Origin of the sequence: Kosakonia sp. YIM B13571, assembly GCF_042788095.1 — a bacterium.
Lineage (GTDB): Bacteria > Pseudomonadota > Gammaproteobacteria > Enterobacterales > Enterobacteriaceae > Kosakonia > Kosakonia quasisacchari.
The window spans coordinates 66,194-92,450 of sequence record NZ_JBHZPL010000013.1; the positions used below are offsets into that span (position 1 = coordinate 66,194).

At 53.8% G+C, this 26,257-nt stretch carries 21 protein-coding genes and 1 tRNA gene; 8 read left to right on the forward strand and 14 right to left on the reverse strand.

Annotated features, from left to right (window positions below; genetic code table 11):
* Positions 1-24: 24 nt before the first annotated feature.
* A complete protein-coding gene (locus ACFX4O_RS21620; RefSeq protein WP_380211161.1) occupies positions 25-2,046 on the reverse strand; it encodes an FAD-dependent oxidoreductase in 2,022 nt (673 codons plus the stop codon).
* A 141-nt stretch (positions 2,047-2,187) separates the two neighbouring features.
* Positions 2,188-3,762: an autoinducer-2 kinase gene (gene lsrK / locus ACFX4O_RS21625; RefSeq protein WP_380211163.1), complete on the reverse strand. Its 1,575-nt coding sequence runs from the start codon at positions 3,760-3,762 to the stop codon at positions 2,188-2,190.
* Between the two features lie 138 nt (positions 3,763-3,900).
* On the opposite strand from lsrK, the gene lsrF reads away from it, so the two are divergent.
* Together lsrF and lsrG are read left to right on the forward strand one after the other, a co-directional pair.
* Positions 3,901-4,788 (forward strand): 3-hydroxy-5-phosphonooxypentane-2,4-dione thiolase, encoded by an 888-nt coding sequence (lsrF, locus tag ACFX4O_RS21630; RefSeq protein ID WP_380211165.1) that lies wholly within the window; start codon positions 3,901-3,903, stop codon positions 4,786-4,788.
* Positions 4,785-5,078 (forward strand): (4S)-4-hydroxy-5-phosphonooxypentane-2,3-dione isomerase, encoded by a 294-nt coding sequence (lsrG, locus tag ACFX4O_RS21635; protein WP_131407660.1) that lies wholly within the window; start codon positions 4,785-4,787, stop codon positions 5,076-5,078. The genes lsrF and lsrG overlap by 4 nt, the downstream gene beginning before the upstream one ends.
* A gap of 184 nt (positions 5,079-5,262) precedes the next feature.
* Here the strand turns inward: lsrG and ygjG are convergent, their stop codons facing one another.
* Positions 5,263-6,642, reverse strand: coding sequence for a putrescine aminotransferase (ygjG, locus tag ACFX4O_RS21640; RefSeq protein ID WP_380211167.1), 1,380 nt, complete (start codon positions 6,640-6,642; stop codon positions 5,263-5,265).
* A gap of 431 nt (positions 6,643-7,073) precedes the next feature.
* On the opposite strand from ygjG, the gene ACFX4O_RS21645 reads away from it, so the two are divergent.
* Positions 7,074-8,594 carry a PAS domain-containing methyl-accepting chemotaxis protein gene (locus tag ACFX4O_RS21645; protein WP_131407656.1) on the forward strand — a complete coding sequence of 507 codons (1,521 nt, stop codon included), beginning with the start codon at positions 7,074-7,076 and terminating at the stop codon, positions 8,592-8,594.
* A gap of 445 nt (positions 8,595-9,039) precedes the next feature.
* Positions 9,040-10,602, forward strand: a complete 1,563-nt coding sequence (locus ACFX4O_RS21650) for a methyl-accepting chemotaxis protein (protein ID WP_380211170.1) — start codon at positions 9,040-9,042, stop codon at positions 10,600-10,602.
* Here ACFX4O_RS21650 and ACFX4O_RS21655 read toward each other — a convergent pair.
* The gene (locus ACFX4O_RS21655) at positions 10,599-11,123 is read right to left on the reverse strand and encodes a PadR family transcriptional regulator (RefSeq protein ID WP_380211171.1); all 525 of its coding nucleotides are present in this window, start codon (positions 11,121-11,123) and stop codon (positions 10,599-10,601) included. The two genes, ACFX4O_RS21650 and ACFX4O_RS21655, sit on opposite strands and share 4 nt — an antisense overlap.
* A 240-nt stretch (positions 11,124-11,363) precedes the next feature.
* Here ACFX4O_RS21655 and ACFX4O_RS21660 point away from each other — a divergent pair, with 240 nt between their 5' ends.
* The gene (locus tag ACFX4O_RS21660; protein WP_380211173.1) at positions 11,364-12,134 is read left to right on the forward strand and encodes a siderophore-interacting protein; all 771 of its coding nucleotides are present in this window, start codon (positions 11,364-11,366) and stop codon (positions 12,132-12,134) included.
* A 36-nt stretch (positions 12,135-12,170) separates the two neighbouring features.
* Here the strand turns inward: ACFX4O_RS21660 and ACFX4O_RS21665 are convergent, their stop codons facing one another.
* From ACFX4O_RS21665 to ACFX4O_RS21690, 6 genes are all read right to left on the reverse strand, one after another.
* On the reverse strand, positions 12,171-13,340 hold the full coding sequence (locus tag ACFX4O_RS21665) for a DNA repair protein (protein WP_131407649.1): 1,170 nt from the start codon (positions 13,338-13,340) through the stop codon (positions 12,171-12,173).
* A gap of 277 nt (positions 13,341-13,617) precedes the next feature.
* Positions 13,618-14,751: a response regulator gene (locus tag ACFX4O_RS21670; protein WP_131407647.1), complete on the reverse strand. Its 1,134-nt coding sequence runs from the start codon at positions 14,749-14,751 to the stop codon at positions 13,618-13,620.
* Entirely contained in the window at positions 14,744-15,838 is a 1,095-nt protein-coding gene (locus ACFX4O_RS21675) for an HDOD domain-containing protein (RefSeq protein WP_380211176.1), read from the reverse strand. The genes ACFX4O_RS21670 and ACFX4O_RS21675 overlap by 8 nt, the downstream gene beginning before the upstream one ends.
* Positions 15,829-16,938 carry a sensor histidine kinase gene (locus ACFX4O_RS21680; protein ID WP_380211178.1) on the reverse strand — a complete coding sequence of 370 codons (1,110 nt, stop codon included), beginning with the start codon at positions 16,936-16,938 and terminating at the stop codon, positions 15,829-15,831. Before ACFX4O_RS21680 ends, ACFX4O_RS21675 begins: the two co-directional genes overlap by 10 nt.
* A gap of 5 nt (positions 16,939-16,943) precedes the next feature.
* Positions 16,944-18,056 (reverse strand): FIST N-terminal domain-containing protein, encoded by a 1,113-nt coding sequence (locus ACFX4O_RS21685; RefSeq protein WP_380211179.1) that lies wholly within the window; start codon positions 18,054-18,056, stop codon positions 16,944-16,946.
* 803 nt (positions 18,057-18,859) lie between these two features.
* Positions 18,860-18,935: transfer RNA gene (locus ACFX4O_RS21690), tRNA-Ile, on the reverse strand.
* Between the two features lie 126 nt (positions 18,936-19,061).
* On the opposite strand from ACFX4O_RS21690, the gene mug reads away from it, so the two are divergent.
* Positions 19,062-19,568 carry a G/U mismatch-specific DNA glycosylase gene (gene mug / locus ACFX4O_RS21695; protein WP_131407639.1) on the forward strand — a complete coding sequence of 169 codons (507 nt, stop codon included), beginning with the start codon at positions 19,062-19,064 and terminating at the stop codon, positions 19,566-19,568.
* 58 nt (positions 19,569-19,626) lie between these two features.
* On the opposite strand, the gene rpoD is transcribed toward mug, so the two are convergent.
* From rpoD to rpsU, 3 genes are all read right to left on the reverse strand, one after another.
* Positions 19,627-21,468 (reverse strand): RNA polymerase sigma factor RpoD, encoded by a 1,842-nt coding sequence (gene rpoD / locus ACFX4O_RS21700; protein WP_131407637.1) that lies wholly within the window; start codon positions 21,466-21,468, stop codon positions 19,627-19,629.
* Positions 21,469-21,624: 156 nt separating this feature from the next.
* Complete coding sequence (gene dnaG / locus ACFX4O_RS21705; protein WP_380211181.1) at positions 21,625-23,370, reverse strand: DNA primase; 1,746 nt, start codon at positions 23,368-23,370, stop codon at positions 21,625-21,627.
* Positions 23,371-23,538: 168 nt separating this feature from the next.
* On the reverse strand, positions 23,539-23,754 hold the full coding sequence (gene rpsU, locus ACFX4O_RS21710; protein ID WP_001144069.1) for a 30S ribosomal protein S21: 216 nt from the start codon (positions 23,752-23,754) through the stop codon (positions 23,539-23,541).
* Positions 23,755-23,992: 238 nt separating this feature from the next.
* On the opposite strand from rpsU, the gene tsaD reads away from it, so the two are divergent.
* On the forward strand, positions 23,993-25,006 hold the full coding sequence (tsaD, locus tag ACFX4O_RS21715) for a tRNA (adenosine(37)-N6)-threonylcarbamoyltransferase complex transferase subunit TsaD (RefSeq protein WP_017457433.1): 1,014 nt from the start codon (positions 23,993-23,995) through the stop codon (positions 25,004-25,006).
* A 39-nt stretch (positions 25,007-25,045) separates the two neighbouring features.
* Here the strand turns inward: tsaD and plsY are convergent, their stop codons facing one another.
* A complete protein-coding gene (gene plsY, locus ACFX4O_RS21720) occupies positions 25,046-25,669 on the reverse strand; it encodes a glycerol-3-phosphate 1-O-acyltransferase PlsY (protein ID WP_131407631.1) in 624 nt (207 codons plus the stop codon).
* A 163-nt stretch (positions 25,670-25,832) separates the two neighbouring features.
* Between plsY and folB the strand changes: the two genes are divergently transcribed.
* Positions 25,833-26,201, forward strand: coding sequence for a bifunctional dihydroneopterin aldolase/7,8-dihydroneopterin epimerase (gene folB / locus ACFX4O_RS21725; RefSeq protein ID WP_065370028.1), 369 nt, complete (start codon positions 25,833-25,835; stop codon positions 26,199-26,201).
* The last annotated feature ends 56 nt before the right edge of the window (positions 26,202-26,257 follow it).

The window sequence follows — 26,257 nt, forward strand, 5'->3', positions numbered from 1 at the left end:
GCCCGCTCTGCGGGCCACTTCGTTTTAAATCGTCAGCGCCAGTTTTGTCCCTTGTGCAATCGCCCGGCGGGCATCCAGCTCTAGCGCCACATCGCAGCCACCGATTAAATGTACCGTTTTACCTGCTTCACGCAGCGGTTCTGCCAGCTCGCGTTTCGGCTCCTGGCCTGCGCAGATCACCACATGATCCACAGTTAAGAGTTGAGGTTCGCCGCCGATCAATAGATGCAGACCAGCATCGTCGATCTTTTGATAACTTACCGACGGGATCATTTTTACCCCGCGCGATAGCAACGTGGCGCGGTGGATCCAGCCTGTCGTTTTCCCCAGACCTTCACCAGGTTTACTGGCTTTACGCTGCAACATCACAATGCGGCGCGGGCTTTTCGGCAACTGCGGTCCTTCCGGGCGCAGACCGCCGACTTCATTCAGGCTGGTATCAATACCCCATTCCACACAAAACTCGGCGATATTCTGGCTGGTTGGCTCACCCGGCTGGCTTAAATACATCGCCGTATCAAAGCCGATCCCGCCGCAGCCAATAATGGCCACACTTTCGCCCACCGGCACTTTATCGCGCAGTACATCAAGGTAGTTCAGCACTTTCGGATGGTCGATCCCGTCGATCGGCGGCATTCGTGGTTCAATGCCGCTGGCAAGGATCACCTCGTCAAACTCCAACAGTCGGGCCGAATCGACGCGTTGATTCAGGCACAGCGTAACACCGGTCAGATCGATCATCCGGCGGTAGTAACGTAGCGTCTCGTAAAATTCCTCTTTTCCGGGGATCTGTTTGGCGACATTAAACTGCCCGCCGATCTCCGCCTGTGCGTCAAACAGCGTGACGCTGTGCCCGCGTGCGGCGGCATTAATGGCGAACGCCAGCCCGGCAGGGCCTGCGCCGACCACCGCCAGGTTTTTCTTGTGCAGAACGGGAAGCACCGGCATCTGGGTTTCATGGCAGGCGCGCGGGTTAACGAGGCAGGAGGTGACTTTACCGACGAAGATCTGATCCAGGCAGGCTTGGTTACAACCGATGCAGGTATTGATCTCATCCGCGCGGCCGCTTTGCGCTTTCGACACAAACTCGGCATCGGCCAGAAACGGGCGCGCCATCGATACCATATCCGCATCACCACGTGCGAGGATCTCGTCCGCGACCTGCGGATCGTTAATGCGGTTGGTGGTGATCAGCGGCACCTTCACTTTGCCTTTCAGCTTGCGCGTCACCCAACTGAATGCGCCGCGCGGCACCGGTGTGGCAATGGTTGGGATGCGCGCTTCGTGCCAGCCAATACCGGTATTAATCAGCGTCGCGCCTGCGGCTTCCACTGCCTGCGCCAGCGCGATGGTTTCCTCAAGCGTACCGCCGCCTTCAACCAGATCCAGCATCGACAGGCGATAGATAATAATAAAGTTGCTCCCCACGCGCTCGCGCACGGCGCGCACCACTTCCAGCGCAAAGCGCATGCGTCGGGCATAATCGCCGCCCCATTCATCATCGCGGTGGTTAGTACGCGCGGCGAGAAATTCGTTAATCAGGTAGCCCTCAGAACCCATCACCTCAACACCGTCATAACCGGCCTGCTGCGCCAGCGCAGCGCAGCGGGCGAAATCATCAATCAGCGTGAGAATTTCATCATGGCTCAACGCATGAGGTGTAAAGCGGTTGATCGGCGCCTGTAATGCCGACGGCGCGACCAGCTGCGGTTGGTAGCTGTAGCGCCCGGTGTGCAGAATTTGCAGGGCGATCTTGCCACCTTCCTGATGCACCGCTTCGGTGATTTGCCGGTGGTGAGGAAGCTGGCTGGTATCGTGCAGCACCGCGCCGCCTTCCATGGTGACGCCGGAAAGCGCAGGCGCAACGCCACCGGTGACAATCAGCGCGACGCCATGACGGGCACGTTCGGCATAGAATGCCGCCAGCCGCTCGGCGCCGTCCGGGCGCTCCTCCAGCCCGGTGTGCATCGAACCCATCAGCACACGGTTTTTTAGTGTGGTAAAGCCCAGATCGAGTGGGGCGAACAGCGACGGGTAGTGGCTCATGCTCTCTTCCAATGTAAAATTATTGTTATGTGGTCGGATGAGTTCTACTTTAGCCGTCGCAGCAGAAAAGGGAAAAAGCGGAGCGAATGATTGTGATGGGATTCAAATATCCCTCTCCCGCGCGGGAGAGGGAAAAGCGCTTCAGCTACCGGTTGTCAGGCCGGGTGCCTGCCACAGGGATGTGGTTAAACCGCTGTCGACCAGGCCGAGCTGCTCCGCGTAGATTTTTTGCCACTTCAGCATCATGGTGTCGTACAGCTCGCGGTGTTCCGGGTTCGGCGTAAATTCCCGGCTCCAGCACACCAGTCGTTCGCCGGTGGTGGCCATATCGTCGTACAACCCGGCACCTACACCCGCGGCGATAGCGCAGCCCAGCGCAGTGGCCTCTTTCACTTCCGGCACCCGTACCGGCAAACCTGTGACATCGCTTAAGATCTGGCTCCACAGCGCGCCTTTCGCACCGCCTCCTGCGAATACCAGGCTGTCGAACTGCACGCCGGAGAAACGCGAAATCTGCGCCAGATTGCAGGCGGAGACAATAGCGGCGTTCTCTTCCAGCGCGCGGAACAGCGTGGCTTTGTTGCATTTTTCCGGGTCGATGGAGAGATTAATAAACGACGGTGCGGCGTGATACCACTGCTTAAAGTGCATGGCATCGGAGAAAATCGGCATCACGCCCCATGAACCTGCCGGCACCCGGTTGGCCATCTCTTCCAGTAAGGTGTAGGCGTCAATGCCCATCCGTTCAGCAATCAGCTTCTCTTCGGCGCAAAACGCATCACGGAACCAGCGCATGGTCAGGCCGGTGAAAAAGCTAATCGACTCTGCTTGCACCATGCCGGGAATGACATGCGGATTGACGCGGATATTCATCTCCGGGTCGGTGCGCACTTGCGGCAGGTTTACCACTTGCTGCCAGAATGTGCCGCCGAGCACGGCGGTTTGCCCGGCGCGAACCACGCCAAGTCCAAGGCTGCCGAGCTGCACATCACCGCCGCCCATCACTACCGGCGTGCCTTCCCGCAGACCGCACTCCTGCGCTGCCTGGTGAGTCACTTCGCCCAACAGGCTGCCGGTCTCTTTCACGGGTGACAATAGATCCGGGCGTAACCCGGCCATATCCAGAAAGTCGAGCCGCCAGTCACGGGTAAAAAGATCGAGCATGCCGGTGGTGCCAGCGTTGGAGGGATCAACCGCTAACCAGCCGGAGAGACGTGAGGCCAGCCAGTCGCTGATCATGGTGATGGTGGCGGTATCGCGGTAAATATCGGGGCGGTGGTGAGCCAGCCATAGCAGACGCGGCATGGCGCTCAGCGCCAGCGTCTGCCCGGAAACGCGGTAGACTTCGGCTTCAAACTGCCAGTCATGAATCTCTTTTAACTCGGCAACTTCATGGCTGGCGCGGGAATCAACGTTGGCACATGCCCAGATGGCGTCGCCGTTGTTGTTATACAACACAATCCCTTCGCGCATGGAGCAGCAGGCTACTGACTGGATATCTGCGCCGCTCAGACCGGCGGTTTTCAGCGCCTGCCGGATGCACTGGCAGGCAAGTTGCCAGTTGGTGTTGATGTCGAACTCCATTGAACCGGGGACATTTTCTACGCTCAGGTGTTTCCACTCGGCCTGGCCGACAGCGATTTGCCGCCCGCTTAAGTCGAAGATCACTGCCCGAATGCTGCCAGTTCCTGCATCTAACGCTAAAAGGTAACTCATGGGTTTTGCCCCCTCGCAAGCATCATAGATAAAACTGTGATCCTCGTACGGTCGTAAATATAGTTCAGCGCCTACGCTTTTGAACGTTCTTCAGTCACAAAATCACTTGTTCTATCACAGCTTTTTGCGGGAGGGAGGATGGCAGATTTAGATGACATCAAAGATGGCAAAGACTTTGGATTGGGCACAGCGCAGCAAAATGTGCCTTTCACGCTGAAAGGCTGCGGTGCACTGGACTGGGGGATGCAATCGCGGCTGGCAAGGATCTTTAACCCGCAGAGTAATCGAACGGTGATGTTGGCCTTCGATCACGGTTATTTCCAGGGGCCGACCACCGGCCTTGAACGCATTGATTTATCGATAACGCCGCTGTTCGCGCAAACCGATGTGCTGATGTGTACGCGTGGCATTCTGCGCAGTGTGGTGCCGCCAGCCACCAATAAACCGGTGGTGCTGCGTGCTTCTGGCGGCAATTCAATACTTGCAGAGCTTTCTAACGAATGTGTGGCGGTAGCGATGGAAGATGCGCTGCGGCTTAACGTTTGTGCAGTGGCGGCGCAAATCTACATTGGCAGCGAATACGAGCACCAGTCGATTAACAACATCATTAAGCTGGTGGACGCGGGTAACCGCTACGGTGTGCCGACGATGGCGGTGACCGGCGTGGGTAAAGAGATGACGCGCGATGCCCGTTACTTTTCGCTGGCTAGCCGTATCGCCGCCGAAATGGGTGCGCAGTTTGTGAAAACCTACTTTGTTGAAGAGGGGTTTGAAAAAGTCACCGCCAGCTGCCCGGTACCGATCGTGATTGCTGGCGGGAAAAAGTTGCCCGAGCAGGAAGCGCTGGAGATGTGTTTCCGCGCTATCGATCAGGGCGCGTCGGGCGTGGATATGGGGCGCAATATCTTCCAGTCCAGCGCGCCACTCGCCATGCTCAAAGCGGTGAAAAAAGTGGTACACGAGCATATGCACGCCCGTGAGGCGTACCAGTTCTGGCTGGAGGAAAAACAAGGAGAGCAACCATGAATGTGACGCTGGTGGAAATCAATATCAAACCGGACCGTGTAGAGGAGTTTTTAGCCGTGTTTCGCGCGAACCATGAAGGCGCGATCCGCGAGCCGGGGAACCTGCGTTTTGATGTATTACAGGATCCGAAAGTGAAAACCCGCTTTTTTATTTATGAAGCGTATCAGGATGATGCTGCCGTACAGGCGCACAAAGCGACACCACACTACCTGGCGTGCGTGGAAAAGCTGGAGGAACTGATGTCGGAGCCGCGTAAAAAACGCAGCTTTATTGGTTTACTGCCGCAGTAAACATCCGCTTTCATGGTGGGATTGATTGCGCCTGGAAGCGCATACCACACCTGTAAAAGCCGTTTCTGCGTGAGATTGAAATCTCAAGGTAATAGGGCAGAAAACCTGAACGTGGTGATGACTACGGGTTTTCAATGAGCAATAAAAACCCCTCTCCCGCAGGGAGAGGGGTTTATGCGTACATCTACGCCAGCTCTTCAGTAACCCGCAGCGCTGCAAGCGCGTTGGCTGCCGCTTTCAGCACTTCCTCACACTGCTCGATTGTCAGCGTTAGCGGCGGTTCGATACGAATGGTTTTCGCGTTATTGAGCGTCCCGGCGACCAGCACACGCTGGCGGAACATCTCACTGGCAAAGTTGTAGCCCGTTTCGTTATCGACAAATTCAATAGCCATCAGCATCCCACGGCCGCGTGCATCCTGCACCAGATCCGGGTATTGACGCACCAGCGCGCGGAAACCGTCCAGCAACATGTCGCCTTTCTGCTCCGCCTGAGCGGGCAGGTTCTCTTCCAGCAGTACGTTGATGGTCGCCAGCGCTGCCGCACAGGCCAACGGGTTACCGCCAAACGTCGTGGTATGCAGGAATGGGTTGTCAAACAACACCGAGAACACCTCTTGTGTGGCAACCGTTGCGCCAATCGGCATAACGCCGCCGCCCAGCGCTTTCGCCAGGCACAAGATGTCTGGTTGCACGTTTTCGTGTTCGCAGGCGAACATTTTCCCCGTACGACCCATGCCGGTTTGCACTTCGTCAAAAATCAGCAGCGCGCCAAATTCATCGCACAGCTTGCGAACCGCTGGCAGGTAACCTGCTGGCGGTATGATCACGCCACCTTCACCCTGAATTGGCTCCAGGATCACTGCGGCGACATCATCACCGGTTTTCTGGCATTCGCTAAGCAGCGTACGCATCGCGTCGATGTCGCCAAATGGCACATGACGGAAGCCCGGCAGCAGCGGCATAAAGGGTTTGCGGAAGGTCGATTTTGCCGTTGCCGACAATGCGCCCAGCGATTTACCGTGGAACGCACCGCTGGTGGCGACAAAGGTGAATTTGCCGCGCGGTGACTGGTACGCTTTGGCCAGTTTCAACGCCGCCTCGACGGATTCTGTTCCGCTGTTGCTAAAGAAGCTGTATTTCAGTTTGCCGGGCGTCAATGCCGCCAGCGTTTTGGCCAGCATCGCTCGTAATGGATCGAGCAGTTCCTGGCTATGCAGAGGTTGTTTTGCGAGTTGATTCTGTACGGCGGAAACCACAACTGGATTACGGTGCCCCACATTGAATATTCCAAATCCACCCAGGCAATCTAAAAACTCCTGCCCCTGGGTGTCGACAAGCGTGTTCAAACTGCCAGCTTGCCACTCTACGGCTCCGTAATCCCCGCCGGCGGTAACAGATTTTCGATACTCTAGAAACCCCGGATTTACATGCTCTTTAAAGTAATCCACCACCTCTCGATTTAATGCTTTCATCTCCTCATGGTCGAGCGTTCGCTTTTCAATGAGATTCAGTGCGTGAGCGCTGCACGCTAATGCCGATGCGCTGGAAGGTAACCTGTTCAAAATGGGCTCCGGGGGCTCGCGTATCACATGATACCGATTTAAGTATTGCAGGGATTACGCCACTTCGGTGCGGGAAGCATAAATCGGGATAAATGCCAGGAGAAAATGGAGGCGCACAAAATTTAATCATGCCGTTGCGTTAATATTTTGTATCTTTTGTGATTAAAAATTGTTCACTTCTAGAGAGGGGATGAACGTATTGCGCCAATATAGTGCAATAAATGCGCGATTATAGGGCGTTTGTGTTAGAAAAACTCAGTGATAACATGGTGAAATTATTAAACTCATAACGTTAACAAGCCCACGAAAAGCAGGGTTTTATTGTAAATTGCGATCTAAATCAAATTTAACAACTAAAGATAAACTCATTATCGCCGAAATAACATTCGCAGTAATTTTTAACAGCAATATAACCTGCATAGGACGCAACCATGTCTTCTCTTCCTTATGTCAGCCAGCAGCGCTTTATGCTGGACGATGACACCACGCTCATGTCGACGACTGACCTGCAAAGTTACATCACCCACGCCAACGACGCGTTTATCCATGCCAGTGGTTATACCCAGAATGAACTGCTCGGCCAGCCCCACAATCTTGTTCGCCACCCGGATATGCCCAAAGCGGCATTTGCCGATATGTGGTACACCCTGCAACAGGGCGAGCCCTGGAGCGGCATCGTCAAAAACCGGCGTAAAAATGGCGACCATTACTGGGTGCGAGCCAATGCTGTTCCGATGGTGCGCAATGGCAAAGTCACCGGCTATATGTCGATTCGCACCGAGGCGAAAGATGAGGAGATCGCCGCCGTTGAACCGTTGTACAAAGCGTTAAACGAAGGGCGCTGCAACAAACGCGTCTATAAAGGCCTGGTCATTAGCAAGCGCTGGTGGGGAAAACTGGCAGGCATGCCGCTCCGCTGGCGTGCGCGTAGCGTCATGACATTATTGTGGGCGGCGCAATTTGCTGGATTGTGGTTTACCGGTGCAAGTGGCCCGGCGCTGGCGGTAAGTACGTTGGCGATGCTGCTGGGCTGCCTGGCATTTGAGTGGCAAATCGTTCGCCCAGCGGAAAACGTGGCGCGTCAGGCGCTGAGTGTGGCCACCGGGGAGCGCAATAGTGTGCAACCGTTGAACCGCAGCGATGAATTGGGGCTGACATTGCGGGCGGTCGGGCAACTGGGGCTGATGTGTCGTTGGTTGATCAATGACGTTTCAACCCAGGTTCATAGTGTGCGTAGCGGCAGTGAAACGCTGGCGAAAGGTAATGAAGATCTTAATGAACGCACGCGCCAAACGGTGGTGAATGTGCAGCAGACGGTTGCCACAATGAGCCAGATGGCAGCATCGGTACAAAACAACTCACAAACGGCATCGGCGGCAGACGAGCTCTCCAGCTCCGCCAGTAGCGCCGCTACGCACGGCGGCAAGGCGATGGAGACGGTGGTGAAAACCATGGATGAGATTGCCGATAGCACCGGGCGTATTGGTTCTATCACCAAGCTGATTAATGACATCGCTTTCCAGACCAATATCCTGGCACTGAACGCGGCGGTAGAAGCCGCCAGAGCGGGCGAGCAGGGTAAAGGGTTTGCGGTAGTGGCAGGTGAAGTGCGTCACCTGGCGAGCCGTAGTGCCAACGCGGCGAATGATATTCGCAGGCTGATCGACGCCAGCGCCAGTAAAGTGCAGTCTGGTTACGACCAGGTGCATGCCGCAGGTCGGACGATGGAGGATATTGTTACCCAGGTGCAAAACGTCACTGCGCTGATTGGGCAGATTAGCCAGTCGACGTCGGAGCAGGCGACGGGGCTTTCCGAGCTTACGCGTGCGGTGGCAGAGCTGGATGCCATCACGCAGAAAAACGCCGGTTTGGTAGAGGAAAGCGCTGCGGTTTCGGCAATGGTTAAACATCGCGCAGACCGCCTGCAGGATGCTGTTTCCGTATTGCACTGATCGCTGGTAAACGAATTAAAAACCGCCTGTGGCCTCACTGGCGGTTTTTTTAGCTGCTTTTTCCCCGTATTCTCGCCTTGATGTAATAATGTTGTATATTCTTTGTTAATTAATTATTAAATACAATTCGCATTGCCAAATATTAATATATCTCAGTTTTATTTATTTAATTCTGAATAAAATTCAATGTAGCGACGTTAATATAGGTTGCGCAAATCTATTTTTTTGCACATATAACGATCGATAAATAACAATTAATCGTTGTTGGCTATCAGAAGATTCATTAAGTAATTAAAAAAACGATCAATCTCATAAAGTTAGCGCTAACGTTACCGATAACGGCTAGTGGCTGCATTCTTTTAATTTGCGCCAGGGACTTAAGCGTGCCATTAGGGTGAAGGCGCGGAACTTTCGTCAATAAAATAATCAAACCCATGGAGAATATATGTTTTTACACGATGTAAAAATCGGCACGAAATTATTTCTGGCGTTCGGCTTTTTTATTGCGTTAATGGTAGTGAGTTCCTGCCTGTCACTTTTCAGCCTGAACCGCGCGAATAACGGAATGCAAGAGATCGTGCATGAAGATTACCCAACCACGGTAAAAGCGAATCAGCTTATTGATAATTTCCAGACCTTTGTCAGCACACAGCAACTGATGCTGCTGGATAGCGACGGCAAATGGACCGGTGAGTCACAAAAGCAGCTTGCTGAGATCAGCTCCCACATTACGGCTCTGCTGGAAGATTTATCTAAAAACCTGCGCGATGATAAATCACAGAAAATCCTCGCAGACATCCGCACCGTGCGCCAGCAGTATCTCGACTCTCGTTTCCGCATCCTCGATGCCGTTAAAAATAACGATCGCGCGGGTGCGATTCAGGAGATGATGACCAAAACCATTAACATCCAGAATGCTTACAAAGAGCGCGTGTTGGCGCTGATCGCCATTCAGGATGGGCAAATGCGCGCGGCGGGCGATCAGGTGCAGAACGATTTCAGTTCAAACCGCCTGATGCTGATTATGTTGGCGATTGTTAGCATCGGCATGGGCAGCCTGATTGGCTGGTATATCGTGCGGATGATCACTCGCCCGCTCAGAGAAGCCGTTACCTTTGCCGAAGCGATTGCCGACGGCGATTTGACGCGTACTATCGATTCTCGCCATCGTGATGAAACCGGCGTGCTACTGCGCGCGCTGATGGAGATGAAAAACCGTCTTGTTGAGATTGTTCATCAGGTGCAAAACGGTTCAGAGAATATCTCCAGTGCGGCGGCGCAGATTGTGGCCGGTAATCAGGATCTGGCGGCGCGTACCGAAGAGCAGGCCAGCTCTGTCGAGCAGACGGCGGCTTCCATGGAGCAGATCACCGCAACGGTGAAAAACACTGCCGATCATACCTCCGAAGCCACACACCTCTCCGCCGATGCGGCGACAGTCGTGAAGAATAACGGCGAGATGATGAAGCAGGTCACCGAGAAGATGCGCGTGATTAACGACACGTCCAACCGCATGTCGGACATCATCAACCTGATTGACGCAATTGCCTTCCAGACTAACATTTTGGCGCTGAACGCGGCGGTCGAGGCGGCGCGCGCCGGTGAACACGGCCGTGGTTTTGCCGTCGTGGCCGGTGAAGTGCGTCAACTGGCGCAGAAGAGTGCCTCCTCGGCCAACGACATTCGCCATCTGATTGAAAGCTCTACCAGCCAGACCCGCGAAGGCATGGCGCTGGTGGAAAAAGCCAGCGCGCTGATTAACGGCATGGTTACTAACGTAGAAGAGATGGATGTTATCCTGCGCGAAATTGGTCAGGCGAGCCGCGAGCAGACCGATGGTATTTCGCAGATTAACAGCGCGATTGGCCTGATTGACTCCACCACCCAGCAGAACTCCAGCCTGGTGGAAGAGTCTGTGGCGGCGGCAGCGGCACTGAATGACCAGGCGTTGCATCTGCGCGAGCTGGTACAGGTGTTCCGCCTGCGCGAGGCGCCACAGGCCGTTTAATCGAGTTGTGAAATCTCCAGCGCTGCGCGGTCGATAATGCCAATTATCTGTTTAAGCTGCGTGGCGCTGACTTCCCCCTGATTCACCCGTAAATCCAGCACGGCTTTAAAGTTCTCCAGCGCCCGCTTCATCTGTGGGTTTTTGCGCAGTTGATAGCCAACATTGCGCGCTTTAATCCGCTCTTCAATCTGTGCCAGCGATGGTTGATTTTCCGCCAGCCACTGCGTGCCCTGCGGTGTAATAGCGATCATCCTGCGTCCGTTTTCTTCATCGCCAACGGTAATAAGCTGCTGTTCTTGCAGGAAATCCAGTGTCGGGTAAATCACGCCAGGGCTGGGTGTGTAGTTACCCTGCGTCAGTGCTTCAATGGCTTTGATCAGCTCATAGCCGTGGCTGGCGTTTTGGCTGAGTAAATGCAGGATCACCAGACGTAATTCGCCGTGACCGAAAAAACGTTGGCGGCGGCCGCTGCCGTGCCCGTGGTGGCGCTCACTGTCGGTATTGCCATGATGATGGCGCATAGCTGCTTTCTCACATAATTTGATATATCTAATTTATATCTAAAATAACCTTTTTAAACAATGCTGACGTTGCTGTTTATATTAATTTTCTGATTTTTAATGACATTAATTGAGCCTTTAGCAACCGGTGCGTTTTTACGAGGCTATATCATAAAAACATCTTGCCTTCTTCCCAATCAACAATCATTATCATTTGCACAATATTTAGATATATCGTATTCACATTCACGAAGGCCGATTATGACTACTCACCCTCAACGCTATCCCCAGCGAGTGCGCAATGAGCTGCGCTTTCGCGAGTTAACTGTTTTGCGCGTCGAACGCGTTGGCACGGGCTTCCAGCGCATTGTGCTCGGTGGCGAGCAACTGGATGGCTTCACCTCCCGTGGCTTTGACGATCACAGCAAAGTTTTCTTCCCTCAGCCGGGTACGCACTTTGTACCGCCTGTGGTGACTGACGAAGGTATCGCCTGGGGCGATGGCCCGCGCCCGGCTACTCGTGACTATACGCCGCTGTACGATGCCAGCCGCCACGAGCTGGCGCTGGATTTCTATATTCACGACGGCGGCGTGGCGAGCAACTGGGCGATGCAGGCGCAGGTGGGCGATAAATTGACTATCGGCGGGCCGCGCGGTTCGCTGGTGGTGCCGGAAGATTACGCCTGGCAGCTGTACGTTTGTGACGAATCCGGTATGCCAGCGCTGCGCCGCCGCCTTGAAGCGCTCAGCCTGCTGACGGTACGCCCGCAGGTCACAGCGGTGGTAAGCATTGCAGATGCTGCCTATCAAGATTATTTCGCGGATATAAACGGGTTTGATATTCAGTGGGTCGAGGGCCATAACTCGCAGGCCGTTGCCGACAAACTGGCGGCGATAAGCGTGCCGGAACACGACTATTTTATCTGGCTGACCGGGGAAGGCGAGGTGGTGAAATCGTTGATGAACCGCTTTGAATCTGCTGACATTGATCCGCAACTGGTGCGCGCGCAAGCTTACTGGCACAAGAAATAAGCGGTAAGCCCGGTGCGATTACCGGGCTCGTTGCGCTCAGGCCACTTCGTCGTACTCGGCTTCGCTGACCTGCTGTTCCAGCGTCTGGCGGATCTCCGCCAGCGCTTTCTCCTGCTGGCGGAAGTAGGTTTCCCTGTCGCCAAGCGTGGAGATCAACTGCCAGGACTCCTCTTTTTCCAGCGTCGCCAGCTCTTCTATCAGGCTGGCGATATGCTGTTTGACCTCAAGAATACGCTGGCGCAGGCGCTGCAGGTCGTTGAGGCGATCGCTTGCCATTAATGGCTCCAGCCCTTTTTGCAGACGAGTCAAAATCGAACGGATAGCGCTAAGATCGCCGCGCTGGCGCGCCTGGTTAAGCTGCACCATCATACTGTGGGCGTCGTTTTTCAGTTCGTTGTCCACCAGATCCGGATGACAGAGCTTGCTAGCCTGGCGCCACAGGCGTTTCAGTTCATGACGCTCGTCTTCGCTCATCTTCTGCTCGAAGCTAAAGCGTTTTTCCGCGTCGTGCTGCTGCTCCTGGTAGCTTTCATACTCCTGACGCGCTTCGTCACGCGCCTGGCGCGCGGGTTCTTCTTCACGCGTGAGGCCGCGCTCCAGCTCCTGCGCTTCGGCGAGCAGCGAGGCAATTAGCTCGCTTTGCTGTTGCAGATGTTTACGCGCTTCCGCTGCTTGTAACGAGTGTGGCGGCATACTTTGCCAGCGCTGTGTCAATGTCACTAAGACTTCCACCGCTTGAGACAGGTATTTCTGGCAGCGCAGATAATCCGCCTCGCGACGGCGTGCTTCCGCTTCCTGGCGGCGCACTGCAGCTTCGGCCAGCGTTTTACGTAGCCGCAGGATCTGCGACATCAGCGGCCCAAGGCGAGTTAAGTAGAGATCGTTGAATTCATCCAACAGCTGGATACGCGCATTGCGTTTATCAATGAGCTCGCGCATTTGCTCTTCCAGCGCTTTTAGCTCCAGCTTGCTGGCGGCCACTTGCGGGTCTTGCCAACTGACCACTGAGCGCTGGTTTTGCAGCCAGACGGTGATGGCGCGCATCGCTTCGCTGTAATTTTTCTCTTCAAGCGCGTGAACGATAAACGCTAACTCCGGGTCCGTAACTTCATTTTTAAGTAAAGGAAGCTGGCTGAGGATGATGCCGTCATCCTCCAGTTCAATGGCGTATTTGATGATTTCAAGCCGTTTTATAGGTTTGTTCATGGCGTTTCGTCAAAGCGCTTTGAGTGTGTTAAAGGGAGTTGTTAATTCATCAAATCTGGACCATGGATACAAATCTCGCAATAGCCCGGAGCCATATTACATGGGACATATTTCAATGCGTTAGTCTTTCTGTGAAAATTGCGTTTATGGCGTCTTTTTGCCGCGAAACGAGCGAAAAGTTGCTTTATGGCGGGGCGTTAGCCCCGCCTGTCACCGTTTTTTGGGATGCGGTATCACAACATGTTTAGCCGTCTCGATCACGCGCAGTTTAAGCAGACTATGCGCTTTCCGGCAGACCGCGAACCCGGATGGGTTCCTCGATGGCGTTGGCGGCGAGCAAACGCTGCAGAGCCGAGATCGCGGTATCGGTCAATTCGTGCCCTTTGGTCAGCACCATCAAGCCATTGGTGGTGCGGATATCTTCGTCAACCACCCAACCCGGCATCAGTTCGCGAATACGCGCAGAGCGCACGCCGGTCACATTAGAGCGGAAATCTGACAGGGATTTAATGATGTATTCGGGTAACGGTGGGTGCGCCGCCCGCAGAATTTCCCATGGTCGCTCCAGGCTCCATCCCCGCGCCGCATGCCGCTCCAGCTCAAGGGCTGCGCGCAGCAGATGGGCACCACGTAAAACCTCTAGAGGCACGTTGGGTGAGGGCTCTTTTGCCTGGTGGCGAATGATGCCAGCGACCAGTTCAAGACGGGGAATATTTTCCACCAGTTTTCCCGCGACGTCGGGATGCCCCAGCAACAGCTTTTTCTCCTCCTCCGAGAGCTTGCGCTGAGCAGCATCGGCCTGAACGATATCGGCGGGAATGCCAACACAACCAATTTGGCTTAGTGACGCGGCAATGGTGTAGATCCACTCATCTGGCCACTCCAGCTTCGGCAGTGCGTGGCGGACGCAAGATTGTGCGAATGCCGCCCGCTGAAATGCCCATGGGGCGACCATGGCAAGCACTTCCGTTAGCGTTTTGACTGAGGCGGTAAGGGTAGTTGCCAGCAACTCTTTTTCCGCGCAGACGAGACGATACTGGCGCACGGCGTCGTTAAGCGCCGCGACCAGCTCGTCTTTCGGACACGGTTTGCAGAGATAGCGGAAAATGGCACCTTTATTGATGGCGGCAATAGAGGACTCCACATCGGCCTGGCCGGTAAGCAGGAGCCGCACGCTATCAGGCGAGAGTTCGCGTGCTTTCGCCAGGAACGTGGCGCCATCCATGCCGGGCATGCGCATATCGGACATGATCACCGCAAAGCGTTCTCCCCAACGAATAGCGTCCAGACCGGCTTCCCCGCTCGGCGCTACCACCACATCAAATTCGCCAAACAGGTTTCGTTCCATCGCGGCGAGTACGTTAGGTTCATCATCTACGCACAGCACCCTGGGCAAGGTGGTATCAGTCATGAAGAGTGTCCTGTAAGTTAGCGAGCATCTGTTGCCATAGAGGTAGCTGGTTAAGCACGCCTGCTTTTTCAAGGTAATCGCGGTCGGGGGCGCTGTTGTTGGCCAGCGCCACAGCGACATGTACCACACCAAGCGCACCGAACGTATCATGCGCGAAACGTGAGGGATGAGCGTGCCCGGCCACTATTTCGACGATATCCAGGGGTAACCCCCATACCGCCAGCAGGTAAGCGCCCACCGCAGCATGCATGGGAATATCATTACATGTGGTTACTTCGCTACCGATCTCGCTCATTTCGGGGATCAGCTTCGCAATATTTGCGAGCAGCGCGGCGGTAGGTTCCAGCCCCTGATGGCCTGCAATCCGGGCGGAAAGTGAGGAAGCAAGAAGAGAAACTCGCCGTAACTCGCTGACAAAAGGATCCCTTTTCGCGTCGGTAAAACAGTGTGACGTCAGCACCAGCAATTTCACCTGATCCATGCCGAGAAGTGTAATAGCGCTACCGATATCGTGGATTTGCGAACCTCTGTTGAACCAGGCTGAGTTCGCAAGCTGCATGATTTTGACGCTCAGCGCCGGGTCGCTGCCCAGCAATTCGGCAATCTGCCGGGTATCGCTATCGGGGTTATTGAGAAGATGTTGAACTTCGGTGAACACTTTCGGTGCGGCAGGTAATTGATTGATCCGACCGACCACGTCGAGCACCGCCGGATCGTTGAACATTGTGCGCAGAGAAAGCGCGCTTTCGATCATCTCTACTAATTTCGCGCTGTCGCAGGGTTTTGAGACAAATCGATGCGCGACTTCCAGCATACGCTGGGTTGCGCCAGGTTCTGAGTAGCCGGATAAAATGATACGTATTGTGCCTGGCCAACGGTTGCGCACCTGCGCCAGTAACTCTGCGCCATCCATAAAAGGCATTCGCATATCGGAGACCACGACATCCGCCGGGGTCTCTTCCAGCATGGTCAGCGCTTCAGGTCCACTGTTGGCGAAGCGGCATTCCCATTCGGTATCTTGCATCATGATGGCGCGCTCAATGCCGGAAAGCACACGGCTTTCGTCATCAACGAACATCACTTGCATGCAGGTTCATCCTCGGTGCGGCAATTGAGCGGAAATTGCAGGATAAACGTGGAACCCACGCCTTCTTCTGACTCGCAGCGAATTTTTCCATTATGTTTGTCCACCACGGTTGAATAGACAATCGCCAGCCCTTGTCCTGTCCCTTTCCCCACCGCTTTCGTGGTGAAGAAAGGATCGAAAATGCGGTCGCGGATGGCGGCCGGTATGCCACTGCCATCATCCTGGATGCGGATTTCAACATATTCGCCGTTCTGTAATGCTGAGATAACGATGCGGCCTTTCTCTTTCACCCCTTCCTGCAGGGTATCCGCAATGGCGTGGGCGGCATTGACCACCAGGTTGAGAATGGCTTGTCCGACCATGTCACGCAGGCAAGGGAGTTGCGGTAAGTTGTCAGCGATGTGCGTTTCGAGCTCCGCCACATATTTCCATTCGTTGCGGGCCACCGTGACCGTGGTGTTAATCACATCGCGCACATCTAGCATCTCCTTCACATTCTTCGAAGGGTGGGAAAATTCCTTCATCGCGGCGACAATGCGGGCAATGTGCTCAAGGCCTTCGAGAGATTCGTCCAGTGCACCGGGAATTTGCCGACGCAGAAAATCAATTTTTGTGCGTTTGAGCATCGTATCGAACTCTGCCATTGCGGGATCATCGGCCATTTTATCTCGTGCAACGTCAGCGAGCGCGAGGGCGGCATTCAGCAGTTTTAGCAGCGAGTCCGTGGCACCCTTTATGAAGCCAACATTATCGGAAACATACTGCGTCGGGGTGTTGATTTCGTGGGCGATGCCAGCGGCGAGCTGACCGATAGATTCCATTTTTTGCGCCTGAAGTAGCTGTATCTGCGCAAGACGCAGCTCGGCCAGCGCTTTTTCCAGCTCGTGCCGTTCGTTTTCTAATTCCATTGTCTTACGCGCGACCACTTTCTCCAGCCCGACATTTTGTTCGAGAATGGCAAATGGTGTGGCGTGACTGTGCCTGGCTTCCTGGGCGATGCGGCGTTTCAGCACATCAATGGTTTTATCCCGGGCAGCAAGTTTGCGCTCGTAGTCGACAGGGGACAGACCCGGGGTCGAGGCTTCGGAAAAGAGCGACATGATATTTACCCTCCAATGGCGACGCCGGTAAATGTCTGGTTGACATGCAACCCGTTGTACTGCTCACCGTAGGTTGAAAAACCTACCACCCTGTTCTGCACCATGATTTCGCCGATCTGCTGTTCCAGCCCCTCTTTTTCGAACTGGAGACGGCGCAGGATACAATCGCAGCCGATGATGACCGCAGGGTTTGGGATCGTCTCATGTACTTTTTCAAAAGCCTGGCTAAACGTCTGGATCGGATCCTCCGCTTTGCCGATCGAAACGATCAACCCCTCTTCGATAGCGCAATAACAGGTAAGCGAGAGATCGTCGTTCATTTTCTGTATGGAACGGACGTAGGGCTCATCTCCGAAGGAGAGCACCAGTGGATTGCGGGAAAAGACGGTCGGTGTCAATTCGTCGATGGTAAGACCCAGGGATTCGGCATAGACCTGAGCGGCAGGTTCACCGTTGATCTCCATAATGAGCCGTTTTTCCGCGTCTGCCTCGGTAATAACCAACTCGACATCGCTGGGTACGAAGTGTTGGATCTTAAACGTGGCGACCGGTGAACTGGTTTCGATAACCGCGAAAACGGCAGCGTCAGAAATAAAATGTCCATCATCATCATAAATAAAGCTTTTTTCGAAACGGAGGTCGTCACCGGCAGAGCCGCCAATGAGGGGCACATTACCAATCTGTTGATAAAGATTGGCCACCAACCGCTCTTCGGCCATCGAAAGACCATCCACCAGTAACAGACCAAAACGATACAGGTTTGGTCTTTCTTCGCTGTCGCGGCGAATGGTTTCCGCAATATCCGCAATCACCGAGGTGTATTCAAGCAGAGGATGAATGATAAACGCGCGGGCGTGAAAACCACTGCTCAGCCCAAGACCCAGCAGCCCCGAATGCTGAAAACCTTCAGTGCCAATATGGCCGGAGGAGGTACAACCGATGCAGGGGCAGGAGAAGGTGTTTTTTAATTCTCGGCCTAACACCTCCAGATCGTAATCCGGAGAGCAAAAGAAAAGGATGGTTTCAACATCTTCATGACCAATTTGGGCGGCAAACTGGGCAACAGCTTCGACCGGATCAGGTGATTCACTGCTGGCATATCTGGGCTGGAAACTCACGGCAAACACTCCCCACTTTGTGCAGCGGTTTTCGCCTCTGCGGTAGCATGGCCCAATGCATTGCTCATTGGTCTGATGAAGGAAGATTAGGAGTTGGATGAGTAAATATCAAATCGGCAGGTTGATAATTTGACAGGCTTTTTACTTCTCTTTTCTTTTTGCATCGGCACGGTTAATTCTGCTCATCTCCGTCGGTACAGAAGCGGCTGAAAGATTAACTTTCCTGAAGCTCAGAAGTTGCACGCCGAAGAGATAAGGAACTTCTTGAGTAGGTTATTAGGGGCAAAGAGCCACGTCGATATGTTGCGGTGTAAGCATGTCAAAGACATAATCATTCTGGATCATCCCGTGACAGTCGCCGGGTTTCTGCAATCTCGCGGATGTGCAGGATAAACATCTGGTCATTACGCGGGCACTGTATGCTGTCTGCCTGCGCAATTCTGGCGAACGGCAATACTGCGAAAGTGAAAAGAGCACCTTTACTCCACTACATCATCATTATCCCCGTTGTTTTCCGCGCGTGGTGTTTTATGAAAACGAATAATGCGTTTGCTGACAGGATGAGGAGCGGCCACCTTTTCACCAGAGGGTAAAGTTCAGCGAGAAACTCCTCTGTAATCTCCTTCCCCTGGATAAATAGCCGCATGAGAACTCCTGTTGGCATGATTACCCTATGCTTCTTTTGCAGAAGTCCTCGGCATTTATTTAAAACCTACCGCCATTTTTGTGGCTCACCAGAATCCAGAAACAAAAAAGCCACTTCAATGGAAGTGGCTTAGACATATGATTTTAAAGCTAAAATTTGGTGGCCCCTGTTGGGTTTGAACCAACGACCAAGCGATTATGAGTCGCCTGCTCTAACCACTGAGCTAAGGGGCCGTGGCGGGGAATTATAAAGTAACTTACCCCTGCAATCCAGCAGGAATCGCCTGGCTGATGTTTTTATAAACAACGCATTTTCAATCTCTTATACTGGAGTTTATCGCTTTTGTTCGGGAGTTAAGCATGATCCACGATATTCTGGCACCGGGGCTACGTGTGGTGTTTTGTGGCATAAATCCGGGTAAATCATCTGCCCATACCGGTTTCCACTTTGCCCATCCGGGGAATCGTTTCTGGAAAGTTATCCATCAGGCCGGTTTTACTGACCAGCAACTGCGCCCGGAAGATGAGCGGCATCTGCTGGATACCCGCTGTGGCATCACCATGCTGGTTGAGCGGCCAACGGTGCAAGCCACGGAAGTCGGGTTGCATGAGCTGCGTAGCGGGGGCAGAGAACTGGTCAAGAAAATTGAGGATTATCAGCCTGCTGCGCTGGCGGTGTTAGGAAAGCAAGCCTTTGAGCAGGCGTTTAGCGTGCGCGGTGCAAACTGGGGCAAGCAAAATATGACTATCGGCGTGACGCAGGTCTGGGTGCTGCCAAACCCCAGCGGGCTTAACCGCGCAACGCTGGATAAGCTGGTGGAAGCGTATCGTGAACTGGACGAGGCACTGGTGACTCGCGGCTTGTAACGGCAAATCGCGGGCAAAAAAAAGCTCCCATATGGGAGCTTTTTTATCGCCTGACGAATTAATCGTCGAGGAAGCTACGCAGCACTTCAGAACGGCTCGGATGGCGCAGTTTCCGCAGCGCTTTCGCTTCGATCTGACGGATACGTTCGCGGGTTACGTCAAACTGTTTACCCACTTCTTCCAGCGTGTGGTCGGTGTTCATATCGATACCGAAACGCATACGCAGCACTTTCGCTTCACGGGCGGTCAGGCCAGCCAGAACGTCGTGCGTTGCAGCACGCAGACTTTCAGTGGTTGCAGAGTCCAGCGGCAGTTCGAGGGTGGTATCCTCGATGAAATCACCCAGATGCGAATCTTCATCATCACCGATCGGTGTTTCCATGGAGATAGGCTCTTTCGCGATTTTCAGCACTTTACGAATCTTATCTTCCGGCATCAGCATACGCTCAGCCAGCTCTTCCGGCGTGGGCTCACGGCCCATTTCCTGCAGCATCTGGCGGGAGATACGGTTGAGCTTGTTGATAGTCTCAATCATATGCACCGGAATACGGATGGTGCGCGCCTGATCCGCGATGGAACGGGTGATCGCCTGACGGATCCACCAGGTTGCGTAGGTGGAGAACTTGTAACCACGGCGGTATTCGAACTTATCAACCGCTTTCATCAGACCGATGTTGCCTTCTTGAATCAGATCGAGGAACTGCAGACCGCGGTTGGTGTATTTCTTGGCGATAGAAATAACCAGACGTAAGTTCGCTTCCACCATCTCTTTCTTCGCACGACGCGCTTTCGCTTCGCCGATAGACATACGACGGTTGATGTCTTTCACCTGCTCAATGGTCAGGCCGGTTTCTTCTTCAATTTGCTGCAGCTTCATCAGGCCGCGTTGAACTTCTTCTGCAACTTCATGCAGTTTTTCCGACCACGGTTTGTTCATGGCCAGCGCAGCGTTGAACCAGGTTTCATTGGTTTCGTTGCCGGTGAAGAGCGTAATGAAGTTTTTCTTCGGCATTTTGCACTGTTCAACGCACAGTTTCATGATGATGCGTTCCTGGGTACGCACGCGATCCATCATGACTCGCATGCTGTTAACCAGGTAATCGAACTGTTTTGGCACCAGTCGGAACTGTTTGAACACTTCAGACAGCTTTAGGATCTCTTCCTGCGCGGCAACGTGGCTGCGTCCTTTGGCTTTGATGGTGTCGCGAGTCAGTTCGTACTGGGTACGTAGCTCAGCGAATTTTGCACGCGCCAGTTCAGGATCGATGCTGTTGTCATCATCGCTGTCGTCGTCTTCTTCATCTTCTTCGTCTTCATCATCATCCATCTCTTCGCTGGAGAGTTCAGAACCGACATGGGTCGCGGTTGGCGCCATGTCTTCTTCAGCATTTGGATCGACAAAGCCAGTGATCAAATCAGAGAGGCGAGCCTGCTCAGCTTCAACGCGATCATACTGCTCCAGCAGATAGGTGATCGCTTCCGGGTACTCGGCAACGGAGCACTGAACCTGGTTGATGCCATCTTCGATGCGTTTAGCGATGTCGATTTCGCCTTCGCGGGTCAGCAGTTCAACGGTGCCCATTTCGCGCATGTACATGCGCACCGGGTCAGTGGTTCGCCCGATTTCAGATTCAACGCTGGAAAGCACTTGTGCGGCGGCTTCTTCCGCATCTTCGTCAGTGTTGTTGGAGTTTTCGGCCAGCAACAGATCATCGGCGTCCGGTGCTTCTTCCATCACCTGGATGCCCATGTCGTTGATCATTTGGATGATGTCTTCGATCTGATCGGAGTCGACGATATCTTCCGGCAGATGGTCATTGACCTCGGCATAGGTCAGATAGCCTTGCTCCTTACCACGGGTGACAAGAAGCTTCAGCTGTGACTGCGGGTTTTGCTCCATAAGACGGTATCCACACTTAATTCATGAGGGTTGGTGTCGGTCGGCGAAATAAACCGCCAACATTTAACTCGAGGGTGTATTTATATTTTTGCCGCTGGCCCTCATCGCGGCTGTCGGGATCTTCCCGATCGGTTATCGGCACTTAAGCCGTTGAATTCACTTTTTTGCCAGTTCCTGGTTCAATTGCCAGAGTTCCCGGCGTTCTTCACTGCTTAAACCATGTGTGCGGTCACGAGCGATTAACTCTTCCTGCCGCCGTTCAAGCATCGAATCAAACATATGATTGAGCGCGTCGGTGAACGTTTTTTCAGCGATGTCTTTATCTGCTATATCGTCCCACATCGACAGTTTTTCAAGGGTTGCGGCCTCTTTTGTGCCGCGATAGTGCTCCAGCAACTGGCCGGTAGTCAGACCTGGCTGTGACAAACAAGTGTTGACCAGTTCTGTAAATAAGCCAAGCCCGGCAAGCCTTGATTGATCCAAACCCTCTAACGGCGGAACCTTCGGAGCCAGTTCCGGGTTCTGGATCAATAACCCTATCAGTATACGCATGGTTGTGCGTTTTAGCTGCGGAGCGGGGCGAGTCGTCGCGCTTTCCACCTGTTTTGGCATTAATCGATCAAGCTGAGCATCGTCGAATATGCCAATTTTATTCCCCAACAACTGCCGCAACTGGATGCGTAGCGTTTCGCCCGGCACCTGGTTGATTAACGGCAGCGCTAATGCGGCAAGCTGCGTTGTACCGTCCGGCGTGGTTAAATCCGCCTGCGGCAACAGGCTGTTAAACAGAAACGTGGAGAGCGGCAATGCCTGCTCCATGCGCGCTTCGAACGCCTCTTTGCCTTCTTTTCGCACCAGCGTGTCCGGATCTTCACCGTCCGGTAAAAACATAAAACGCAGCTGACGACCATCGTTCATATAAGGCAGCGCGGTTTCCAGCGCTCGCCATGCGGCATCACGGCCAGCACGGTCGCCGTCGTAACAACAGATAACATTTTTCGTCACGCGAAAAAGTAACTGAATATGATCCGCCGTTGTTGATGTTCCGAGCGACGCCACCGCGTAGTTGATGCCGTATTGCGCCAGCGCCACCACGTCCATATAACCTTCGACGACCAACAGCCGTTGAGGTTCGTCATTGTCCTGTTGCGCTTCATAAAGGCCATACAATTGGCGGCCCTTATGGAAAATATCCGTTTCCGGGGAGTTCAGGTACTTAGGCGTATCGTTACCCAGAACGCGCCCACCAAAACCAATCACCCGGCCACGTTTGTCGCGAATGGGAAACATGACCCGTTCGCGGAAACGATCGTAACTGCGTCCCTGATCGTTTGTGACCAACATACCCGCATCAATCAGTGACTTACGGTTTTCGCTGTTGCCGCCAAAACGCTTTAATACATTGTCCCAGCCGGGAGGCGCGTAACCAATGGCGAACCGCTCAATGATTTCGCTGCTCAAACCGCGTCTGGACAGATACTGGCGTGCAGGCTCTGCGGCAGGTTGTGTCAACGATTGCTGATAAAATGCGTTTAGCCCATCCATTAATTGATAGAGCGTTTGCCGTTGATGGCGCTCTATCAGGCTGGGCCCACTGCCTGCTTCAAACGGTACTTCAAGATTGTGCATCGCCGCCAGTTCTTCAACGCTTTCCACGAACTCGAGCTTGTCGTAGTTCATCAGGAAGTCGAGGGCGTTGCCATGCGCGCCACAGCCAAAGCAGTGGTAAAACTGTTTTTCACCGTTCACGGTGAAAGAGGGCGTTTTTTCATTATGGAATGGACAGCACGCGTGATAATTCTTGCCCTGCTTCTTCAGCTTTACACGCGCGTCGATGAGATCGACGATGTCGGTGCGCGCCAGCAGGTCACTAATAAAGACACGTGGGATTCGTCCAGCCATAGGCCCCGTTTTGATCTTTTATAGCCGTCGTTTTCCGGGCCAACATAATGCGACCGAAATCCGCAGGTTATATCAGGTTATAAACGAAAATAAGCCGCGCATTCCTTTCGGAAGCACGGCCTTACAACTACAACTCGGTCTAAACGAAAGGGCGTTTGCCCTGACGGATTAGTACAGACGAGTACGGCGTGCGTTTTCGCGAGCCAGTTTCTTCGCGTGACGTTTCACTGCGGATGCTTTAGCGCGTTTACGTTCGGTAGTCGGTTTTTCATAGAACTCACGACGACGAACTTCCGCCAGAACACCTGCTTTCTCGCAGGAACGTTTGAAGCGACGCAGAGCTACGTCGAACGGCTCGTTTTCACGTACTTTAATTACCGGCATGTGCCTCTCACCTTTGATTAATTCGGTTTGCCGCTGGCGTTCACGCCAGCTTATTTCAAAATGGTGCGGAATTTTACTGCAAGTGCTGCTGCTTTGTAAAGCACCGCCGCCCTTTTTGAAAGGGGACTTTTGTAAGGGTGAGGAGTATACACGAACTCTGCTGCATGAGTGAGCAAAGTTTTACTTCGACCCGCATTCGCCCTACACTGCGCGCTATTGCAAAGAGGTAAACAGAGTCATGCGCATACTGGGCATTGAAACATCCTGCGATGAAACCGGCATCGCTATTTATGACGATCAACAAGGGCTGTTAGCCAACCAACTGTATAGTCAGGTAAAACTCCACGCCGATTACGGCGGCGTCGTGCCAGAACTGGCTTCGCGCGATCACGTGCGTAAAACCGTGCCGCTGATTCAGGCCGCGCTGAAAGAGTCCGGATTAACGGCGAAAGATATCGATGCGGTGGCCTATACCGCAGGGCCTGGTCTCGTCGGCGCGCTGCTGGTTGGCGCGACGGTTGGCCGCTCGCTCGCTTTTGCCTGGGACGTTCCCGCTATCCCGGTTCATCATATGGAAGGGCATTTGCTGGCGCCAATGCTGGAAGAAAACCCACCAGCGTTTCCATTCGTTGCACTGCTGGTTTCCGGTGGGCATACGCAGCTCATCAGCGTAACCGGCATCGGGCATTACGAGCTACTCGGTGAGTCGATTGACGATGCCGCCGGGGAAGCCTTTGATAAAACGGCCAAACTGCTGGGGCTTGATTACCCAGGCGGGCCGATGCTGTCAAAACTGGCGGCTCAGGGCACCGAAGGCCGTTTTGTCTTCCCGCGCCCAATGACCGATCGTCCGGGGCTGGATTTTAGCTTCTCCGGTCTGAAAACTTTCGCGGCGAACACCATTCGTAACAACGGCTCTGACGAGCAAACCCGCGCTGATATCGCGCGTGCGTTTGAAGACGCAGTGGTTGATACGCTGATGATCAAATGCAAGCGTGCGCTGGATCAAACCGGTTTTACGCGTCTGGTGATGGCGGGCGGTGTGAGCGCCAACCGTACGCTGCGCGCGAAACTGGCGGAAATGATGCACAAGCGTCGCGGCGAAGTGTTCTATGCGCGCCCGGAGTTTTGCACTGATAACGGCGCGATGATCGCCTATGCGGGAATGGTGCGTCTGAAAGCGGGTAATGATGCAGGGCTGGGTGTGACAGTGCGTCCGCGCTGGCCACTGGCGGAGTTGCCTGCGGCGTAAACCGTGATTGCCCGGTAGCACACTGTGCGCCGGGCGATATTATGACGCCTTTTCTTTCTCTTCTTTTTTCTTTTTCAGCTTCGACCAGATTTTGCCTTCCTGGTGTCGCCACAGGCGCTGAATATTGTCGTGATGGCGTAGCAGGATCAGGCAGGACAGCATCGCGACCGGGAAAGTGAACTGCGGTTTGAACCACCAGACATAAAAGGGTGCGATCAACGCGCTGACAATCGCCCCCAGCGATGAATAGCCGCTCAGCAGTACCGTTAACAGCCAGGTTCCCGCCATCACGCCTGTTAAATCCCAGCCGATAGGTGCAATAGCGCCAAATGCCGTTGCCACCCCTTTACCACCTTGAAACTTAAAGAAAACCGGCCAGATATGGCCAAGACAGGCGGCAATCGCAATAAGGCCGAGCCAGAACGGCGTTATGCCAAGCGCGTACGCGCCCCACACCGGCAGCATGCCTTTTAAGACGTCAAAAATCAGGACCGTTAGCGCTGCACCTTTGCCGCCAATGCGTAATACGTTGGTCGCTCCGGGGTTGCCGGAGCCACTCTCGCGCGGATCGGGCAGACCGGCGATGCGGCAGACCAGAATGGCGCTGGAAATAGAGCCACAAAGGTATGCAAGGAGAATCATCCCAGGCGCGATTGCACTCATAACGCTGTTCCGTTGTGAAAATGTCGTTTTATTCTCTGCATCCATGGATAATACGCATAAATGAGGGAAAGTGGTATCCAGGTTTTGCGCAAAATCTGACAGGTAGCCAAGAAAGATGCGGCCTGGCAGCGGCAATGGCGGGGCAAATAGCAGGCGAGGTGAAATGGACATTGTATTTATAGAGCAGCTTTCGGTTATTACCACTATTGGTGTTTACGACTGGGAACAGACCATTGAGCAGAAGCTGGTGTTCGATATCGAAATGGCCTGGGATAACCGCGTTGCGGCGAAAAGCGACAATGTGAACGATTGTCTGAGCTATGCGGATATCGCAGATGTGATTATCGGCCATGTCGAAGGCGGGCGTTTTGCGCTGGTTGAACGCGTTGCGGAGGAGGTGGCTGAGCTGTTGCTGGCGCGCTTTAACTCGCCCTGGGTGCGTATCAAATTGAGCAAACCAGGTGCGGTTGCGCGGGCGTTGAATGTGGGCGTAATCATTGAGCGTGGCTTAAATCCGAAAGAAAGTATTTAAATTCATAATAGTTAAACCAAGCGCTAGTATTCAGGTCATAGATCTCGGTCTTTCAC

Bases quoted from the DNA above. Each gene is read 5' to 3' on its own strand.
- dnaG (WP_380211181.1), bottom strand. From the start codon at position 23,370: ATGGCTGGACGAATCCCACGTGTCTTTATTAGTGACCTGCTGGCGCGC.
- ACFX4O_RS21660 (WP_380211173.1), top strand. From the start codon at position 11,364: ATGACTACTCACCCTCAACGCTATCCCCAGCGAGTGCGCAATGAGCTG.
- ACFX4O_RS21670 (WP_131407647.1), bottom strand. From the start codon at position 14,751: ATGACTGATACCACCTTGCCCAGGGTGCTGTGCGTAGATGATGAACCT.
- ACFX4O_RS21620 (WP_380211161.1), bottom strand. From the start codon at position 2,046: ATGAGCCACTACCCGTCGCTGTTCGCCCCACTCGATCTGGGCTTTACC.
- ACFX4O_RS21675 (WP_380211176.1), bottom strand. From the start codon at position 15,838: ATGCAAGTGATGTTCGTTGATGACGAAAGCCGTGTGCTTTCCGGCATT.
- ACFX4O_RS21645 (WP_131407656.1), top strand. From the start codon at position 7,074: ATGTCTTCTCTTCCTTATGTCAGCCAGCAGCGCTTTATGCTGGACGAT.
- ACFX4O_RS21665 (WP_131407649.1), bottom strand. From the start codon at position 13,340: ATGAACAAACCTATAAAACGGCTTGAAATCATCAAATACGCCATTGAA.
- lsrK (WP_380211163.1), bottom strand. From the start codon at position 3,762: ATGAGTTACCTTTTAGCGTTAGATGCAGGAACTGGCAGCATTCGGGCA.
- plsY (WP_131407631.1), bottom strand. From the start codon at position 25,669: ATGAGTGCAATCGCGCCTGGGATGATTCTCCTTGCATACCTTTGTGGC.
- lsrF (WP_380211165.1), top strand. From the start codon at position 3,901: ATGGCAGATTTAGATGACATCAAAGATGGCAAAGACTTTGGATTGGGC.
- tsaD (WP_017457433.1), top strand. From the start codon at position 23,993: ATGCGCATACTGGGCATTGAAACATCCTGCGATGAAACCGGCATCGCT.
- ACFX4O_RS21655 (WP_380211171.1), bottom strand. From the start codon at position 11,123: ATGCGCCATCATCATGGCAATACCGACAGTGAGCGCCACCACGGGCAC.
- ACFX4O_RS21680 (WP_380211178.1), bottom strand. From the start codon at position 16,938: ATGTCGCTCTTTTCCGAAGCCTCGACCCCGGGTCTGTCCCCTGTCGAC.
- ACFX4O_RS21650 (WP_380211170.1), top strand. From the start codon at position 9,040: ATGTTTTTACACGATGTAAAAATCGGCACGAAATTATTTCTGGCGTTC.
- lsrG (WP_131407660.1), top strand. From the start codon at position 4,785: ATGAATGTGACGCTGGTGGAAATCAATATCAAACCGGACCGTGTAGAG.
- folB (WP_065370028.1), top strand. From the start codon at position 25,833: ATGGACATTGTATTTATAGAGCAGCTTTCGGTTATTACCACTATTGGT.
- rpoD (WP_131407637.1), bottom strand. From the start codon at position 21,468: ATGGAGCAAAACCCGCAGTCACAGCTGAAGCTTCTTGTCACCCGTGGT.
- mug (WP_131407639.1), top strand. From the start codon at position 19,062: ATGATCCACGATATTCTGGCACCGGGGCTACGTGTGGTGTTTTGTGGC.
- rpsU (WP_001144069.1), bottom strand. From the start codon at position 23,754: ATGCCGGTAATTAAAGTACGTGAAAACGAGCCGTTCGACGTAGCTCTG.